This window comes from Microbacterium sp. 2216-1 (genome assembly GCF_046507855.1).
Lineage (GTDB): Bacteria > Actinomycetota > Actinomycetes > Actinomycetales > Microbacteriaceae > Microbacterium > Microbacterium esteraromaticum_C.
On sequence record NZ_JBKFTM010000005.1, the window covers coordinates 176120 to 192679 of the forward strand.

The following is a 16560-nucleotide window of genomic DNA, read 5'->3' on the forward strand; positions in this document are numbered from 1 at the left end:
TGCCGCTCGCGCTCGGTTGTCAGGCCCGCGAAAGGCGCTCGGCTTCTTTCGCGGCGACGATCTTGCGCAGCCCCGAGCTCGAGAAGCGGTGGTTGCGGCTGTTGAAGTACAGCTCGATACCGGCCTGTTCGCAGTACTCTCGACCGGTGAAGTCGCGGTCGAGGTACTCATCGCCGACGATGCGCACGTCGAGCTTGAACGAGCGCAGGATGTCTTCGAGGTCCTGCTCGGTCGAATAGGGCACGATCTCGTCGACGTACTCGCAGCCGCGCAGCTGGATGTAGCGTTCGACGACCGTCTGGGTCGGTGCGTTCTTCTCGGGACGATCGAGCGTCGGGTCCATCTGCAGACCGCAGATCAGGTAGTCGCACTGCCGCTTCGCCTCGGCGAGCATCATGATGTGCCCGGCGTGCAGCAGGTCGAAGGTAGAGAAGGTGATCCCCACCCGGGGTCCCGGGTTGTAGTCCTGGTGCTTCTTGGGCGCTGCGTCCGTCATAGCCGTCCTCTCAGGTCGTACCGAGATGAGTCTATGCGGCCCGGCGACATGCATCCGCTCTTCTCCCTCCGCGCAAACGTGCGGCGTGCTAGCGTCTGCCGAGATCCGATCGCTTCCCGGCGCTGAGAAAGGTCGACTATGCCCGCGCTCTCCTCCCCCGACGCGCCGTTGCGCTTCGGCGCCAACTACACCCCGTCGAAGGAGTGGATGCACTCCTGGCTCGCCCTCGATCTCGATGCCGTGCGTCGAGACTTCGCGGGCCTTGCCGAGCTCGGCCTCGATCATGTGCGTGTCTTTCCGCTGTGGCCGGTGCTGCAGCCCAACCGCACCCTGATCCGCGATGAGGCCGTCGCCGACGTGCGTGCCGTGGTCGACGTCGCCGCGGAGTTCGGGCTCGACGCCAGCGTCGACGTTATCCAGGGGCACCTGTCGAGCTTCGACTTCGTGCCGTCCTGGCTGTTCACCTGGCACGACAAGAACATGTTCACCCACCCTGACGCGCTCAGCGGACAGGTGGCGCTGGTCGAGCGCCTGGGCGCGGCACTCGGCGACGCGGGCAACTTCCTCGGATTCACCCTCGGCAACGAGACCAACCAGTTCTCGGCGCGCAATCACCCGCATCCGTGGCCCGTGACCGAGGCCGACGCCGCCAACTGGATCACCACGCTGCTCAATGCCGCCGAGCGTTCCGCACCCGACCAGCCGCACGTGCACAGCGAGTACGACGCCGCCTGGTACATGGACGGCCACGGCTTCACCCCGGCGCTCGCGTCACGGTTGGGTGCCATGACGACCGTGCACTCGTGGATCTTCAACGGCACCGCTCAGCGCTACGGCGGCCGGTCGGTAGCATCCGATCGCCACGCCGAGTACATGATCGAGCTCTCACGCGCCTTCCAGACCGACGCGCGGCGACCGATCTGGCTACAGGAGGTCGGTGCGCCGTCGAACTGCCTGAGCACCGATGAGATGCCCGACTTTCTCGAAGCGACCGTGCGCAGCGCGGCGCGCACCGAGAACCTGTGGGGCGTCACCTGGTGGTGCTCGCACGATGTCAGCCGCGCATTGGCCGACTACCCCGAGCTGGAATACTCGCTGGGGCTCATCGACAACGATGGCGACGCCAAGCCCATCGGGCGCCGCTTCGCCGAGATCATCCCCGAACTGCGCGAGCGTCAGAGCACCCCGGCGCGGTCGCTGGGCATCGTCGTCGAGGTGGACGAGGGCGACGTGCCTGTCAGCCGCGCGGCCCTCAGCCCCGGCGGTGCCGTGTTCGAGGCGTGGGTGCAGGCCTGCGCATCGGGCGCGGAGGCGACGTTCGTCACCTCGACCGATGCGGCGGATGCCGCCCTGCTCGCCCGCCGTGGCATCACCGAGCTGCTGGTCCCGGACTCCGCCGACGGCGTGGGCACCTACTCGTCGAACAACACCGTCGTCTGAGTAGGCTCGACCTCACACCCGCGACAAGGAGGACGCGATGCACGAAGAGACCTCGCTCACGGTCGGGCGGGTGACGCGGGTGCTCGCCGAGCGCGTGCGCCCGGCGATCCACTCGACTCGTGTCCCGCTGCAGATCGCTTCTCATTCCCTGCCCGGTGAGCCAATCGCTCCGGCGGAGGGCCTCGCACTGGACTACGAGCCGTTCGCCGCGGGTGGCATGTGGGGGCCGGCGTGGGGCACGACGTGGTTCCGGGTGCGCGGCGAGGTCCCAGCGCAGTGGGCGGGCAAGAAGGTCGAAGCGCTGATCGACCTCGGATTCGACGTGAATATGACCGGGTTCCAGTGCGAGGCCCTCGCCTACCGCCCGGACGGGAGCCCGATCAAGAGCCTCAACCCCCGCAATCAGTGGGTGCCGGTGGATGCTGAGGCGGGCGGGTCGGTCGAGTTCTACCTGGAAGGCGCCTCGAACCCGGTGCTGCTCGACTACCACCCGTTCCTGCCGACGCAGGAGGGCGACGTCCTCACCTCGTCGCCCGAGCCGCTGTACCGCGTGCGGCACATGGACCTCGCCGTCTTCGAGCCCGAGGTTTTCGAGCTGTCGCTCGACCTCGAAGTGCTGCTGGAACTGCAGGGTGAGTTGCCCGAGACGTCTCCGCGGCGCATGCGCGTGTTGCAGGCGCTTGACGACGCGCTCGATGCGTTGGATCTGCAGCGCATCGTCGAGACGGCGTCGGATGCCCGCGCGCGCCTGGCCGGGGTGTTGGCGTCTCCTGCTGAGGAGAGCGCGCACCGCATCGCCGCGATCGGGCACGCGCATATCGATTCGGCGTGGCTGTGGCCGGTGCGCGAGACGATCCGCAAGGTCGCCCGCACCACCTCGTCGATGACGGCGCTGCTCGAGGATGATCCGGATTTCCGGTACGGGATGTCGAGCGCGCAGCAGTACGCCTGGATCAAGCAGCACCGCCCCGAGGTGTGGGAGCGGGTGCGTGCCGCCGTCGCCGAAGGCCGGTTTGTGCCGCTGGGCGGCATGTGGGTCGAGTCCGACACGGTGATGCCGACCGGTGAGTCGCTGGTGCGCCAGTTCGCGTACGGTCAGCGGTTCTTCGAGCGTGAGTTCGGCATCCGCTCCAAGGGGGTGTGGTTGCCCGACAGCTTCGGATACTCCCCCGCACTGCCGCAGTTGATGCGCCGGGCCGGGTTCGAGTGGTTCTTCACGCAGAAGATCTCGTGGAACCAGCGCAACGTCTTTCCGCACCACTCGTTCCTGTGGGAGGGCATCGACGGGTCGCGCATGTTCACGCATTTCCCGCCGATGGACACCTACAACGCGCAGCTGAGCGGCCCCGAGGTCGCCAAGGCGTCCCGCCAGTTCAAAGAGAACCGGGTCGCGTCGATGTCGATCGCCCCGGTCGGTTGGGGTGACGGCGGCGGCGGCACGACCCGCGAGATGACGGGGAAGGCCGCCCGTCTGGCCGATCTGGAGGGCTCGGCGAAGGTCGAATGGAAGCACCCGGACGCGTTCTTCACTGAGGCGCGCGCCGAGCTGACCGACCCGGCCGTCTGGGTCGGCGAGCTCTACCTCGAGCTGCACCGCGGCACGCTCACCAGCCAGCACGCCACCAAGGCGCTGCACCGCTGGGCCGAGCAGGCGCTGATCGAGGCGGAGCTGTGGGCGGCGACCGCCGCCGTGCAGCGCGGCACCGAGTACGACTACGACGCGTTCGACCGCCTGTGGCAGGTCGTGCTGCTGCACGAGTTCCATGACATCCTGCCCGGCACGTCGATCGCGTGGGTGCACCGCGAGGCCGTCGAGGCGCTGGGAGATGTGATCTCGGATGCCGAAGACCTGTCTGCCGCGGCGCTCGGCGCCCTGGCCGGCGAGGGTGATCGGCTGCTGCGATTCACCCCGACATCGGTGCGAGGGGCATCCGACGACCGCCCGCTCGGAGCGACCGCCGTCTCAGAGACGGACTCCGGTCATGCGCCCGCCACGCTGACCGAACAGGCCGACGGCTTCGTGCTCGCCAACGATCTCGTCACGGTCACCGTCTCGCACGACGGTCTGATCGTCTCGGCGATCGACAAGGCCACGGGCCGCGAGACGATCCCCGCAGAGTCACCTGCGAACCTGTTCCAGCTGCACCAGGACTTCCCGAACATGTGGGACGCGTGGGACATCGACCGGTACTACAAGAACCGGGTCGAGGACCTCACCGCGGTCTCGTCGATCGACACGTCGGTGGTCAACGGTGTCGCCTCGGTCATTGTGCGGCGCGAGTTCTCGCAGTCCTCGATCGAGCAGACCATCCTTCTGCGGCCTGGCTCACGCACCGTTCTGCTGCTCAACGACATCGACTGGAACGAGACCGAGAAGCTGCTCAAACTCGCCTTCCCCCTCGACCTGTTCGCCCGTGAGACACTCGCCGAGACACAGTTCGGCTTTCAGCGCCGCGTCACCCATGTGAACACCAGCTGGGAGGCGGCGAAATTCGAGACCTCGATGCACCGGTTCGTACTCGCACAGGAGGACGACGGGTTCGGCGCCGCGCTCGTGAACGACTCGATCTACGGCTACGACACCTCGCGCGACGTCGATGGTGACGATGTCACCACGACGATCCGGTTGTCGCTGCTGCGGGCGCCGCGCTTTCCCGATCCCGAGACCGACCACGGCGCGCACCAGATCGAGGTCGGGTTCGTGATCGGAGCGGATGCCGCCATCGCGACCGCCGAGGGCATCCGCCTCAACGCCATGCCGACGCTGATGCGTGGGGCGCATGAGGTCGACCCCCTCGTGGCGGTGTCGGGCGAGGGCATCATCGTGTCGTCGGTGAAGCTGGCCGATGACCGCTCGGGCGACGTCATCGTGCGGGTGTACGAGTCGCTCGGGCACCGCGCGCGGGGTGAGCTGTCGGTCGGGTTCGCGCACTCGGGCATCCGCGAGGTCTCGCTGATCGAGGACGACCTCGACGACGCGCGTGTCGGCGGCGAGCTCGCGCTGCGTCCGTTCGAGGTGCGCACGCTGCGCATCGTGCGCTGACGACGGCGCGCTTCGCAACCCCGCCTGTCACCGAGAGCAGGCCGTTCACCGAGAACAGGCCGATTTCCGAGAAATCGTCCTGTTGCCGCGAACGGGCCTGTTCTCAGACAGTGGCGGATGCCGGAACACTGGGCATCACCGAGAGCTGACGGCACGGCGCCGGGCCAGGACGAGCCCGACGGCCATCGCGAGGCCACCGAGGAGGAGCGGGATGACGGTGTGCACAAGTTCGAGTCGTGCGCCTGCGTACGAATCTGTGAGCGGCGTGAGCCGGCTGTAGATGAGCGCCTGAAGTGTGCCAGCAGCGACGCCCAGCACCAGAAGAGGGAGCGGCACCCATGCCCACGGGTTCGGCATGACGCGGGCGCGACCGATGCTCACGCCCGCGATCACCGCGAATGCGACCGGGAGGAGCGCGCTGGCGGCGACGGTGATGATGACCGTCGGCTGAAGGATCACGGGCGGCACCAGGTAGCCGAAGAACACGACGAGCATGAATACGTCTGGGGCCATGAGTGACACGAAGCTCGAGAAACCGAGCAGGATCAGTGCGATCCGGCTCAACGGCCGAGTGCCTGCGAGTGCGGCTCCCGCGCCGACTCCGACCGCGAAGACCACGGCCGACGAGAGCACCAGCAGTCGGGGGAACAGAACAGACATTTCGAGGAGTTCGCCCCATCCGAACGGCCCGATGGCTTCGAGGACGCCGCCGAGTAGTAACAGGCCGCCACCGATGAGCAGAGTCTTCGCGCGGGCGGTCGTGACTGTGGCATCCGCATTCTTCTCGGTTGTCGTATGCATGGCGACGAGGCTACGTCGCCGAGTGCGCGTCGACGCCAGTTATCCACAGATCTGCCGCACCCACCCCTCGACTTGCCCTTGACGAAACTTCGCATGTTCTTTCGCGCCATCCCCTGCACAAGAGCACGATTCTATGAGCGATCCTGAAATGGACCACTCGCGCAAAGGAGCCCATCGTGAACCGCAACGAGACCAACGAACTCTTCGACACCGATGCACACCTGTTCATCGGTCGACCGCTCTGGTTCGACAAGCACCCCTCGCAGGCCGAGGGCGAAGACTACTGAGCGCACGCGCGCACGACGAAGCCCCTGCCGATCCAAAGGATCCGCAGGGGCTTCGTCGTATGAGTCGCGTCTGTCAGGCTCCGCGCAGGCGCTCGGCCAGGTACTGCTCGAGGGCGTCGAGCGGCACGCGCTCCTGGCCCATGGTGTCGCGATCGCGCACGGTGACGGCGCGGTCGTCGAGCGAGTCGAAGTCGACGGTGACGCAGAACGGCGTACCGACCTCGTCCTGGCGGCGGTAGCGGCGGCCAATGGCGCCGGCGTCGTCGAAGTCGATGTTCCAGGTGCCGCGCAGGGTGTCGGCGACCTCACGTGCCAGCGGCGACAGGCGCTCGTTGCGCGACAGAGGCAGCACGGCGACCTTGATGGGCGCCAGGCGCGGGTCGAGCTTGAGCACGGTGCGCGTGTCGGTGCCGCCCTTGGCGTTGGGCACCTCTTCTTCTTCGTACGCGTCGACCAGGAAAGCCATCATCGAGCGGGTCAGGCCGAACGAGGGCTCGATCACGTAGGGCGTGTACCGCTCGCCAGAGGCCTGGTCGAAGTACGTCAGGCTCTGGCCCGATGCCTCGGAGTGGCTGGAGAGGTCGTAGTCGGTGCGGTTGGCGACACCCATCAGCTCGCCCCACTCCTTGCCGGGGAAGCCGAAGCGGTACTCGAAGTCGATCGTGCCCGCCGAGTAGTGCGCGCGCTCCTCTTCGGGAACGTCGAACTGACGCATGTTCTCGGGGGCGACACCCAGGTCGATGAACCAGTCCCAGCAGGCCTTGACCCAGTGCTCGAACCACTCCTGCGCCTCGGCCGGAGGAACGAAGTACTCGATCTCCATCTGCTCGAACTCGCGGGTACGGAAGATGAAGTTTCCGGGCGTGATCTCGTTGCGGAACGCCTTGCCGACCTGGCCGATGCCGAACGGCGGCTTCTTGCGCGAGGCGGTGAGCACGTTCGAGAAGTTCACGAAGATGCCCTGCGCAGTCTCGGGGCGCATGAAATGCAGGCCGGACTCGTCGTCGACGACGCCCAGGTACGTCTTGATCAGGCCGGAGAACGACTTCGGCTCGGTCCAGCGACCACGGGTCCCGCAATCGGGGCAGACGATGTCGGCCATGCCGTTCTCGGGCTGACGCCCCTTCTTCGCCTCGAACGCCTCGATGAGGTGGTCCTCACGGTGACGCTTGTGGCACTGCAGGCACTCGACCAGCGGGTCGGTGAAGGTCGCGACGTGGCCGGAGGCCTCCCACACGCGCTTGGGCAGGATGATCGACGAGTCGAGGCCGACCATGTCGCCACGGCCGCGCACGAAGGTCTGCCACCACTGCCGGCGGATATTCTCTTTCAGCTCGGTACCGAGGGGACCGTAGTCCCATGCCGAGCGGGAACCGCCGTAGATCTCACCCGCTTGGAACACGAACCCGCGGTGGCGGGCGAGGGCGATGACCTTGTCAAGACGGGACTGTTCGGCCACGGTGGCTCCAATGGTCGGATGCTGCGGGGAATTCGCCCGAGAAGCGGGCATCCTCATCCTACCGGCGAGCCCCTCGCGCGGTGGTCCGCCCTCGGATGCCCTCCGAGGGTCAGAGGCCGGCGCCTACTCGCTGAAGAGGTAGCCCCGGCCGGTCTCGAACCCGGCCACGCGCAGTCCGCGCCCGAGCAACTGCTCGACCTCGCCGCGCAGGCGCAACCGCCACTCGTGCGCCGCGGCGGGGTCGCTCTCCCGCATCGCCTCGACGTCGGCAGGGATCTCGAGCGTGGCGACGACCGCATCGGATGCCGGAGGCTTCGCGATATCGGCGAGCGCCCACTCGACGTCGAACCGGTCGCTCTCGTCACCGGCATCGCCGCCCCCGAAGATGCCGTACTGGTTGACGGCGTAGTCGGTGACGCGGGCGCCGAGCACGGTGAGGAAGAAGTGGGCGTTGCGCGCCACGAGCGGATCGAAGGTCCAGGTGATGCGCCCGACCTCGCGCGAGAACGCCCACTGACGCTGGTGTTCCTTGAGCTCACGTCCCCAGCCGCGGCCGCGGTAGTCGGGAAGCAGCGCGGTGATGTGCGAGTGCATCGTGCGTCGGCCCGGCACGCCGAAGAACGCCACCGAGGCGCCGACCATGCGCTCATCGCCGTCGTCGCCGTCGAACAGGCCGACCACGTAGTTGCCGGACTGCTGCAGAGCACGCAGTGTGCCCGCGTCGATCACCCGCTCGGGCCCGCGGATCGAGTCCAGCAGCCCCTGGGCTTCGATGATCAGTTCAACGGTGTCGAGATCTCGGATGGTGCGCACGCCCCCAGTCTGCCCCTCGATGCCCGGATGCCGAAACCGGCGTGGTGACATCAGATCGTGATCATCACCTCGACGTGCCAGTCATCGGCGCTCGATCCGTGCACGGTCTGCCGCACTTCGGTCTTGCCGAGTGCGATGCCGCGCTCTCCGACGGCTTCGAAGAGCGCGACTACGGCGGGATGCGTGTATCCCTCGGGCAGTTCTTCACCGTCCTGCGGTCGCCAGTTGGCGACGAGCTCGGTACGTGCGGGAAGGATCCCCACCTCGGTGTCGGGCCCTCCCCACCCGGTTTCCGCCCGGCGCGCCGTCGGCCAGCAGCAGACCAGCTCGATCTGGCCCTGCTCGCCCGGACGGATCGTCGTCCAGAACGCTCCCGCCGGCCCCAGACCGGCATCATGCACATCGCGGAACAGTTCGGCGAAGACGTCGTTCGCATGGTCATCGGTGAGCTCGTCGGTGTCGTCGGCCGGCACCGAGATCGCACGGCCGACGTACGTGGTGGCATCCGCCTGCCGTTCGACGACCTCGACCGGCACCCGCAACGCGCGCAGCGCCGTCTCGGCCGCGGCGAACGCGCGGTCCTCTTCGGCCCGCAGCGCGAGCACCCGCTCACGTTGCACGGCGAGCGCCCCCAGCGCGTCGCCCGCGGCGACCGCCTGCGAGACCGCGGGCAGCGCGACCCCCACGTCGCGCAGTGCGCGCGTCTGCACTCCCGCCCGCACCTGCGACTCGGCATAGCGTCGATATCCCGAGCGCTCATCGACGTCGGCGGGCACGAGTACGCCCTTCTCGTCGTAGTGCCGCAGCGCCTTCACGCTGAGGCCCGTCAATCCTGCGAACTCACCGATTCCCAACATGCTTCCAGCATCGGGCCTCCCATAGCGGGAGAGTCAACTCAGCGGTAAGGGAACGCGTCGCCGCCGCCAGCGGCGAGCGCATTCGCGACGATTTCGAGGTACTCAGCCATCATCTCGTCGGGCATGGCCGGCATACTCTGCTCCCAGTACGGCAAGATTGCACCGCGCCCCTGCATCATGCCTGCCGGGCGCGCGAATGCCCACAGGTGCAGGTGCGCCGAGCCATCATTCCAGCGCGAGAAGTGGCAACGCGCGACGGCGGGGATCGCCTTCGTCGCCTCAGAGAGCCGCTGCAAGACAGGTCCGAGCCCGGCCAGCACCTCGATCGGGGCGTCCTCGAGCTTCACATGGCGGCGCGGCGAGATGGCGCCGACGAACGGGATGCCGGTCGGCCCCTGCATACCACCGCTGACTCGCCACTCGTCGTCCTGCCAGATCGCAAACTCAGACGGCTTGCAGTGATGGCACTGCGACGGATCAAGCTCCCCACTCCGCGGCTTTTCGGGCACGAGCATGGGCTCCAGAGGAAGCAACTCGAACGCGGCGATGCTTGGCACCGGCCCGCTGCCAACCGTGCGACTCGTGTTAAGCGTCTGCCCTGTCGGCGCCCAGCGGTGCCAGTCGGTATCGGCGGGATTCTGCTCCGTGGCAACCTCGGCGTGTGCGCTCATGGGTCCATGGAATCACAGGCGCGACTCGGCACGCCGTTGCACGCAACTCCGGAGAAACCTCGCCGTGCAGGGTGTCAGGTGCCAGATCAGCTGCCCGCGCCCACGGTTCTCCGGAGTTGTGAACCGGCAACGGCGCCGAAGTTCCGACCGCCGCAGCTCACACGGCGCGCAACGCGTCGCGATCGAGGTCGGCCACCGAAGTTAGCCCGGCAAGGCCCAGTGTGATGTCGAGTTCGGCGAGCACGTTGCGGATCACCTCTCGCACGCCCCGCTCGCCGGCGATGCCGAGCCCGTACGCATACGGGCGTCCGAGGGCGACCAGGTCGGCACCGAGCGCGAGGGCGATCGCGGCGTCCGCACCGCCCCTCACCCCGGAGTCGAAGATCACCGGCATCCGCCCGCCGATGCGCTCGCTGATCTCGGGCAGCACGTCGAGCGTAGGCACCGAGCGGTCGATCTGCCGGCCGCCGTGGTTCGAGATCCAGACGCCGTCGGCTCCGGCATCCGCCGCCCTCTCGGCATCGTCCGGATGCACGATGCCCTTCAAGATGATCGGCAGCGACGTCCATTCGCGCGCTTTGGCGAGGTCGTCCCACGTGAGTGTCGGGGTCGAGAACACGTCGAGGAACGTCTCGACGGCAGCGCGCGGCAGCGGCGAGCGCAGGTTGTCGCGCAAGCTGCGGCTGCCGGTGAGCGCGGCGCCCCTGCGCGCGATCGACAGCCCGGCGGCGATCGTCTTGGGCGTCACCCTCACGGCCGGACTGTCACCGGAGGAAGCGGATGCCCGTTGCTGCACCCACTTCTGGAACACCGGGTCGGAGGTGTACTGGGCGATACCCATCCCCCTCGTGAACGGCAGGTAGGCCAGGTCGAGGTCGCGCGTGCGCCACCCGAGCAGGTGCGTATCGAGCGTGACGACGATCGCCTCGCATCCCGACGCCTCGGCGCGGGCGAGCAGCGACGCGTTGAGCTCATCGGAGGCCGACCAGTACAGCTGGAACAGCCGCGGAGCGCCCGGTGCGGACTGCGCGATCCGCTCGAGCGGGAACGATGCCTGATTCGAGACGGTGTACGGCACACCCGCGGATGCTGCCGCCCGCGCCACGGCGAGATCGGCCTCGGGGTGCGCGAGTTCCATGACCCCCAAAGGCGCGAGCAGCAGGGGTGTGGGGCGGGTGCGCCCGAGGAACTCCACCGACAGGTCACGGCTGCTCACATCGCGCAACGGACGCGGCCACACCTGCCAGCGGTCGAAGGCGGCACGGTTCGCGGCCGCAGTCGTCTCCGCCCCGGCGCCCCCGGCCACGTACGCGTACGCTTCGGGCGTGAGCGTCGCCTGTGCGGCCGACTGGAGCGCCGCCGCATCGATCGGCACGGCCGGCCGCTCACCGCTGATGCCCGCACGGTAGATATCGGACTGCGTGCGGCGTGAGATCCCCCGCGCCGCCGCCGGATCGTTCGGAGCCACGTTGCTCATGCGGTCACCCTATCCTCACGGGCCGCGCCCCAGTAGGGTCGTGCCATGACGAGCGCGGGCACAGCAGTACTCCGGCAGTCGACCGTCATCGCCGCGGCGGTCTTCATGCTCATCGGCGCGACCATCGGCGGCGGTGCGCTCGGGGGCACCCCCGTGCAGGATCTGCAGGACGGCGCTCTTTCCGCGCAGGGATCGTATCTTGCGCCGGCAGGACCGGCCTTCGCGATCTGGTCGGTCATCTACGTGGGCCTCATCGGGTACACGGTGTGGCAGGCGCTGCCCTCCCAGCGCGAAGACCCCCGGCAGATGCGCACCGGCTGGTGGGTGGCCCTGTCGATGCTGCTCAACGGCCTCTGGCTGGTCACCGCCCAGTTCCTCACACTGCCGCTCACCGTGCTGGTGATCGCAGCCCTGCTGGCGGTGCTCGCCGTGATCATCGTTCGCCTCGACACGCCACCCGCACGCGGATGGGTGGACCGCCTGCTGCTCGACGGTGTGATGGGTCTGCACTTCGGGTGGGTGACGATCGCCACCGTTGCCAACACGGCCGCCTGGCTCACGCAGAGCGTCCCCGGCCAGTGGGCGCAGTCTGCCGACGCGTGGGGCATCGCGGTGCTGGTCGTCGTTCTCGTGATCGCCGCGCTCAGCGGGTTCGTCACCGGCAGGATCGCCCCGGCCCTGGCAACCTCGTGGGGCCTGGCTTGGCTGGCGGTGGGGCGCATCACCGATCAGCCGCACAGCGACGCGATCGGGATCACCGCGATCATCGTGGCCGGTGGCATTTTGGTGGCCGCCGTGGCCGGCAGCCTCCGGCGTCAGCGGCGCCGCGCAGCGGACGCCCCGAGCTGAACTGCCGGCGCGCCCCGAAGGATCTTAGCCCCGTGGGGTCCGCGCCCCGAGACCCCGCCCGAGTCGATGATAATCCGCCAGCAGCGAGGTGGATCGCGTTCATAACTCCGGAGAACCCCGGCTGAAACGGCCGAGATCGGCGGTTCTGCCGGCTGTGGCATCCGATTCTCCGGAGTTGCGTGCACTCGTGGCCCTACACGACGCGGCCAGGCGTGCTCCAGTGGCGATAGCCTGTGCGAATGGATGATGCGGACGACAGAGCGAGAAAACGCCTGTCACGCGTTCCTCCCCGTGGCGCGATCGTCGCCGTGCTCGCCTTCGTCGGCCTGTGCTCGGCGTTCATGTTCACGCTCGTCGTGCCACTGCAGGCCGAGCTTCCTCGCATCCTGAACGCCTCCCGCGAGGACACCTCGTGGGTCGTGACCATCACCCTGCTCGTCGCCGCCGTCGCCACCCCGATCTCGGGGCGTCTGGGCGACATGTACGGCAAGCGCCGCGTGGTCATCGCACTACTGATCCTGCTGATCTTCGGATCGGTGATCGCCGCCCTGTCGAACTCGATCATCGGCGTCATCATCGGCCGCGGCCTGCAGGGCGCCACCACCGGGGTCGTCCCCCTCGGCATCGCCATCATGCGTGACGTACTGCCGCCCGAACGCCTCGGCACCTCGGTGGCACTGATGAGCGCGACCATGGGCGTCGGCGGCGCCGTCGGCATGCCCGTCGCCGCCTACCTGGCGCAGAACGCCGACTGGCACTGGCTGTTCTGGCTCGCCGCAGCCCTCGGAGTGATCAGCGCGATCCTGGTGATGCTGATCGTGCCCGATGACGTGCTGCTGTCACCGGGACGCCTCGACATCGTCGGAGCGATCGGCCTCGCCATCGGCCTGACGGGGCTGCTGCTCTACGTGTCGCGCGGCGCCGAGTGGGGCTGGACGGCTCCGGCATCACTGATCAGCCTGGTCGGCGGCATCCTCGTGCTGTTGATCTGGGGCTGGTACCAACTGCGCACCCGAGAGCCGCTGCTCGACTTGCGCGTGGCCGCCAGGCCCGCGGTGCTGTTCACCAACATCGCCGCCATCTGCATGGGCTTCGCGCTGTTCTCGTCGAACGTGACGTTCCCGCAGCTGCTCGAACTGCCCGTCGCGACCGGCTCGGGCCTGGGACTCGACATGTTCTCGGCCGCCCTGATCGTGGCCACCTCGGGCGTGGTGATGATGATCATCTCGCCGCTGTCCGGCTTCCTCGAGCGCACGGTCGGCCCCCGCCCCCTGTTCACCGTGGGTACCGCGGCGATCGTGCTCGCCTACGTGTTCGTGCTGCTGTGGTCCACCGAGGTGTGGCACCTGCTGATCGCCAACCTCCTCATCGGCGTCGGCATCGGCTTCTCGTTCGCCGCCATGCCGATGATCATCATGCGCGCCGTTCCCGCCCACGAGACCGGGGCATCGAACGGGCTGAACGCCCTGTTCCGCTCGGTGGGCACGTCGACGGCATCCGCAGTGATGGGCGGCGTCCTCGCCGCCATGAGCGTCGACGTCAACGGCATGGCCGTGCCCACGCGCGAAGCCTTCGAGGTCTGCTTCTGGTTGGCGATCGCCGCGGGCATCATCGCCTTCGCGCTGACGTTCGTCATTCCGCGGCATCCGCACTCCGAGCAGCACCCCGCACTGCCGGGCTGATTCCGCCGCGCGGCGGACGCTCCCGCGTCGGTATCGGATGCCCGGTTCGGATGCCCGGGGTCGGCGCGCGTACGCTGGAACCCATGACTTCTTCGCCGACTGAGGCCGAACCGGCCTCGCGCGACACCCGCTTCTTCGGCCAACCGCGCGCACTCGTGCACCTGTTCGGCGTCGAGATGTGGGAGCGTTTCAGCTTCTACGGCATGCAGGGCATCCTGCTGATCTACCTGTACTTCTCGGTCGCCGACGGCGGCCTCGGTGTTCCCGAGGCGATCGCCGGTGGCATCCTCGGTGCCTACGGCGGATCGGTGTACCTGTCGACGATCCTCGGCGCCTGGCTCGCCGACCGGATGTTCGGCTCGGAGCGGGTGCTGTTCGTCAGTGCGATCGTGATCGTCGCCGGCCACCTGTCGCTGGCTCTGCTGCCGGGCCTGATCGGCGTCGGGGTCGGCCTGGTGCTGATCGCGCTCGGCTCGGGCGGGCTGAAGGCCAACGCCACCTCGGTGGTCGGCACCCTCTACTCCCCCGAGGACACCCGCCGAGATGCCGGGTTCTCACTGTTCTACCTGGGCATCAACCTGGGTGCGTTCCTGGGTCCGATCCTCACGGGCCTGCTGCAGTCGACCGCCGGCTTCCACTGGGGCTTCGGCCTCGCCGCGGTGGGCATGACCCTGGGTCTGATCCAGTACTCCTTCGGGCGCAAGGAACTGCCTGCGAGCGCCCACGTCGTGCACAACCCCCTGCCGCGCAACCGCTACCCGCTGGTGGGAATCATCGCGATCGCCTCGATCGCCGTGCTCGCCGTACTGGTGCTGATCGGCGTGATCCGCGCCGACAACCTGTCAGACATCGTGATCCTCGGCGCGCTGGTCGCCACGGTGGCGTACTTCGCCGTGATCCTCTCGAGCCGTCACGTCACCTCGCAGGAGCGCTCGCGCGTGTGGGCCTTTCTGCCGCTGTTCATCACGAGCGTGGCGTTCTGGTCGCTGTATCTGCAGCAGTTCACCGTGCTCACGGTGTACTCCGACAAGCGCCTCGATCGTGAGATCTTCGGCTGGGAGATGCCCATCCCGTGGGTGCAGTCGATCAACCCGGTCTTCATCATCCTGCTCTCGGGCGTCTTCGCAGCCCTCTGGTCGCGCCTGGGCACACGGCAGCCGTCGACTCCGGTCAAATTCGCGCTCGGCACCGCCATCATGGGCGGGGCCTTCCTGCTGTTCCTGCCCTTCGCGAACGGTGGCCCCGGCTCGACGCCACTGCTGGCGATCGTCGGCATCCTGTTCATCTTCACCGTCGCCGAGTTGCTGATCTCACCCATCGGGCTGTCGGCGGCGACCAAGCTGGCGCCGGCCCGCTACCAGACGCAGATGGTGGCGCTGTTCTTCCTCTCGATCGCGCTGGGATCGGCCATCTCGGGATGGCTGGTGCAGTTCTACGACCCGGCCAATGAGGCACCGTACTTCTCGATCCTCGGCGGCATCGCCATCGTGGTCGGGGCGGGGCTGCTGCTCGCGGCGAAGCCGGTGCTGACGCTCATGCGCGGAGTGCGCTGAGCACACACGCTCGACGATGAAAGGGGCCCGGTGGTGCGTTCAGCACCGCCGGACCCCTTCGTCATAAGACGCGCCCTCTGATCAGTGCGCGTACTCCATGAGGTCGGTGCCGAGAATGCGGAAGGCCTCATGCGCCCGCAGGCGGTGGCTGATCGAGAGGTCATCGAAGCAGACCGTGAGCGCATAGGCGACACCGGCGCGCGGACCACCCAGCACACCAGCCTCGGCGCGCACGCCGCGGTCGCGTCCGGTCTTGTTGATGAAGAGCAGCCCGTGCGCGTCCTGATCATGGGCGAACGGGTCAAGCCCCGTCGCCGAGGCGACCAGGCTCAGGTCGTGGTTCAAGCTCAGCCATTCCGAGACCTGTGCACTGACCGCGGCGTTGACGACCTTGGAGTTCACCAGGGCGGCCATGAGCCCGGCGAACTCACGCGTCGTTCCGACCGCGACGTGCGGGGCATCGTCGGGGCCGCGCTTGTCGCGGAATCTGTCGAGAACGGCGCTACGCGGCATGCCGAGGCTCACCATACGGGCACGCACCTGGTCATGGCCGACGACGTCGAGTAGCGCGTTGGCCGCGTTCGGATCGCCGGCGGCCGCCGCCAGCACCGCGAGGTCGACCATCGGCAACGCCGGTGCACGCAGACTGCGCCACAGGCCGGAGCCCGCGACGAACTGCGCACGGACACGGTCGATGATCTGCAACGGCTCGATCCGGCCGGTCTCCAGACCTGCCGCCGTCTCGACCAGCACGGGCACGACGCCGAGCCCTGCAATGGGCAGCGCGACGTGGTCGTCTCCAGAGAGCACAACGTCGCCGGTGTCGAGGTCGGCGACGTGCACAGACACCTGGGCGCCGGACTGAGCGAGCTCCTGCAGTGCGCGCAGGCTCGACCCGAACGAACGACGACCGACCGCGGCGCGACGGGGCGCGCGACGCCCACGGTGCCGCGCACGGCGCAACGACGCGCGGGCGCCTTCTACGGGCTCGGGAACAGAAGAGGAGTGCGGGGACACGCAGTTCCTAACGGGGGATGGGGGAGGTCACGGCCTGTGGAACCGCCGTCCCCCCGGCGGCGGTTCCAGCCGTAGTGCTCATCGTAGCCCGCTCCCCCGTGCCCCTCTACAGCAC

13 protein-coding genes are annotated in these 16560 nt (G+C 68.2%); 5 read left to right on the forward strand and 8 right to left on the reverse strand.

Annotated features, from left to right (window positions below):
• Positions 1-19: 19 nt before the first annotated feature.
• Complete coding sequence (locus ACLD0U_RS13755) at positions 20-496, reverse strand: adenylyltransferase/cytidyltransferase family protein (protein ID WP_206551036.1); 477 nt, start codon at positions 494-496, stop codon at positions 20-22.
• A gap of 138 nt (positions 497-634) precedes the next feature.
• Here ACLD0U_RS13755 and ACLD0U_RS13760 point away from each other — a divergent pair, with 138 nt between their 5' ends.
• A complete protein-coding gene (locus tag ACLD0U_RS13760) occupies positions 635-1936 on the forward strand; it encodes a glycoside hydrolase 5 family protein (protein ID WP_410340953.1) in 1302 nt (433 codons plus the stop codon).
• A gap of 37 nt (positions 1937-1973) precedes the next feature.
• A complete protein-coding gene (locus ACLD0U_RS13765; RefSeq protein WP_410340954.1) occupies positions 1974-4979 on the forward strand; it encodes an alpha-mannosidase in 3006 nt (1001 codons plus the stop codon).
• A 135-nt stretch (positions 4980-5114) separates the two neighbouring features.
• On the opposite strand, the gene ACLD0U_RS13770 is transcribed toward ACLD0U_RS13765, so the two are convergent.
• From ACLD0U_RS13770 to ACLD0U_RS13795, 6 genes are all read right to left on the reverse strand, one after another.
• Complete coding sequence (locus ACLD0U_RS13770; protein ID WP_410340955.1) at positions 5115-5780, reverse strand: hypothetical protein; 666 nt, start codon at positions 5778-5780, stop codon at positions 5115-5117.
• Positions 5781-6140: 360 nt separating this feature from the next.
• Positions 6141-7526, reverse strand: a complete 1386-nt coding sequence (locus ACLD0U_RS13775) for a glycine--tRNA ligase (protein WP_410340974.1) — start codon at positions 7524-7526, stop codon at positions 6141-6143.
• A gap of 123 nt (positions 7527-7649) precedes the next feature.
• Positions 7650-8339 carry a GNAT family N-acetyltransferase gene (locus tag ACLD0U_RS13780; RefSeq protein ID WP_206821517.1) on the reverse strand — a complete coding sequence of 230 codons (690 nt, stop codon included), beginning with the start codon at positions 8337-8339 and terminating at the stop codon, positions 7650-7652.
• Positions 8340-8389: 50 nt separating this feature from the next.
• Complete coding sequence (locus ACLD0U_RS13785; RefSeq protein ID WP_410340956.1) at positions 8390-9196, reverse strand: MerR family DNA-binding transcriptional regulator; 807 nt, start codon at positions 9194-9196, stop codon at positions 8390-8392.
• Positions 9197-9234: 38 nt separating this feature from the next.
• Positions 9235-9867 carry a hypothetical protein gene (locus ACLD0U_RS13790; RefSeq protein WP_410340957.1) on the reverse strand — a complete coding sequence of 211 codons (633 nt, stop codon included), beginning with the start codon at positions 9865-9867 and terminating at the stop codon, positions 9235-9237.
• A gap of 157 nt (positions 9868-10024) precedes the next feature.
• On the reverse strand, positions 10025-11344 hold the full coding sequence (locus ACLD0U_RS13795) for an alpha-hydroxy-acid oxidizing protein (protein ID WP_410340958.1): 1320 nt from the start codon (positions 11342-11344) through the stop codon (positions 10025-10027).
• A gap of 45 nt (positions 11345-11389) precedes the next feature.
• On the opposite strand from ACLD0U_RS13795, the gene ACLD0U_RS13800 reads away from it, so the two are divergent.
• The 3 genes from ACLD0U_RS13800 to ACLD0U_RS13810 all read left to right on the forward strand — a co-directional run bounded on the left by ACLD0U_RS13800 (position 11390) and on the right by ACLD0U_RS13810 (position 15428).
• Positions 11390-12193, forward strand: coding sequence for a TspO/MBR family protein (locus ACLD0U_RS13800; RefSeq protein ID WP_410340959.1), 804 nt, complete (start codon positions 11390-11392; stop codon positions 12191-12193).
• 239 nt (positions 12194-12432) lie between these two features.
• On the forward strand, positions 12433-13875 hold the full coding sequence (locus ACLD0U_RS13805) for an MFS transporter (protein WP_410340960.1): 1443 nt from the start codon (positions 12433-12435) through the stop codon (positions 13873-13875).
• A gap of 83 nt (positions 13876-13958) precedes the next feature.
• Entirely contained in the window at positions 13959-15428 is a 1470-nt protein-coding gene (locus ACLD0U_RS13810; protein WP_179409762.1) for a peptide MFS transporter, read from the forward strand.
• 81 nt (positions 15429-15509) lie between these two features.
• Here the strand turns inward: ACLD0U_RS13810 and ACLD0U_RS13815 are convergent, their stop codons facing one another.
• Complete coding sequence (locus ACLD0U_RS13815; protein WP_179409761.1) at positions 15510-16445, reverse strand: serine hydrolase; 936 nt, start codon at positions 16443-16445, stop codon at positions 15510-15512.
• Positions 16446-16560 lie beyond the last annotated feature (115 nt).

Bases quoted from the DNA above. Each gene is read 5' to 3' on its own strand.
- ACLD0U_RS13755 (WP_206551036.1), bottom strand. From the start codon at position 496: ATGACGGACGCAGCGCCCAAGAAGCACCAGGACTACAACCCGGGACCC.
- ACLD0U_RS13760 (WP_410340953.1), top strand. From the start codon at position 635: ATGCCCGCGCTCTCCTCCCCCGACGCGCCGTTGCGCTTCGGCGCCAAC.
- ACLD0U_RS13765 (WP_410340954.1), top strand. From the start codon at position 1,974: ATGCACGAAGAGACCTCGCTCACGGTCGGGCGGGTGACGCGGGTGCTC.
- ACLD0U_RS13770 (WP_410340955.1), bottom strand. From the start codon at position 5,780: ATGCATACGACAACCGAGAAGAATGCGGATGCCACAGTCACGACCGCC.
- ACLD0U_RS13785 (WP_410340956.1), bottom strand. From the start codon at position 9,196: ATGTTGGGAATCGGTGAGTTCGCAGGATTGACGGGCCTCAGCGTGAAG.
- ACLD0U_RS13790 (WP_410340957.1), bottom strand. From the start codon at position 9,867: ATGAGCGCACACGCCGAGGTTGCCACGGAGCAGAATCCCGCCGATACC.
- ACLD0U_RS13795 (WP_410340958.1), bottom strand. From the start codon at position 11,344: ATGAGCAACGTGGCTCCGAACGATCCGGCGGCGGCGCGGGGGATCTCA.
- ACLD0U_RS13800 (WP_410340959.1), top strand. From the start codon at position 11,390: ATGACGAGCGCGGGCACAGCAGTACTCCGGCAGTCGACCGTCATCGCC.
- ACLD0U_RS13805 (WP_410340960.1), top strand. From the start codon at position 12,433: ATGGATGATGCGGACGACAGAGCGAGAAAACGCCTGTCACGCGTTCCT.
- ACLD0U_RS13810 (WP_179409762.1), top strand. From the start codon at position 13,959: ATGACTTCTTCGCCGACTGAGGCCGAACCGGCCTCGCGCGACACCCGC.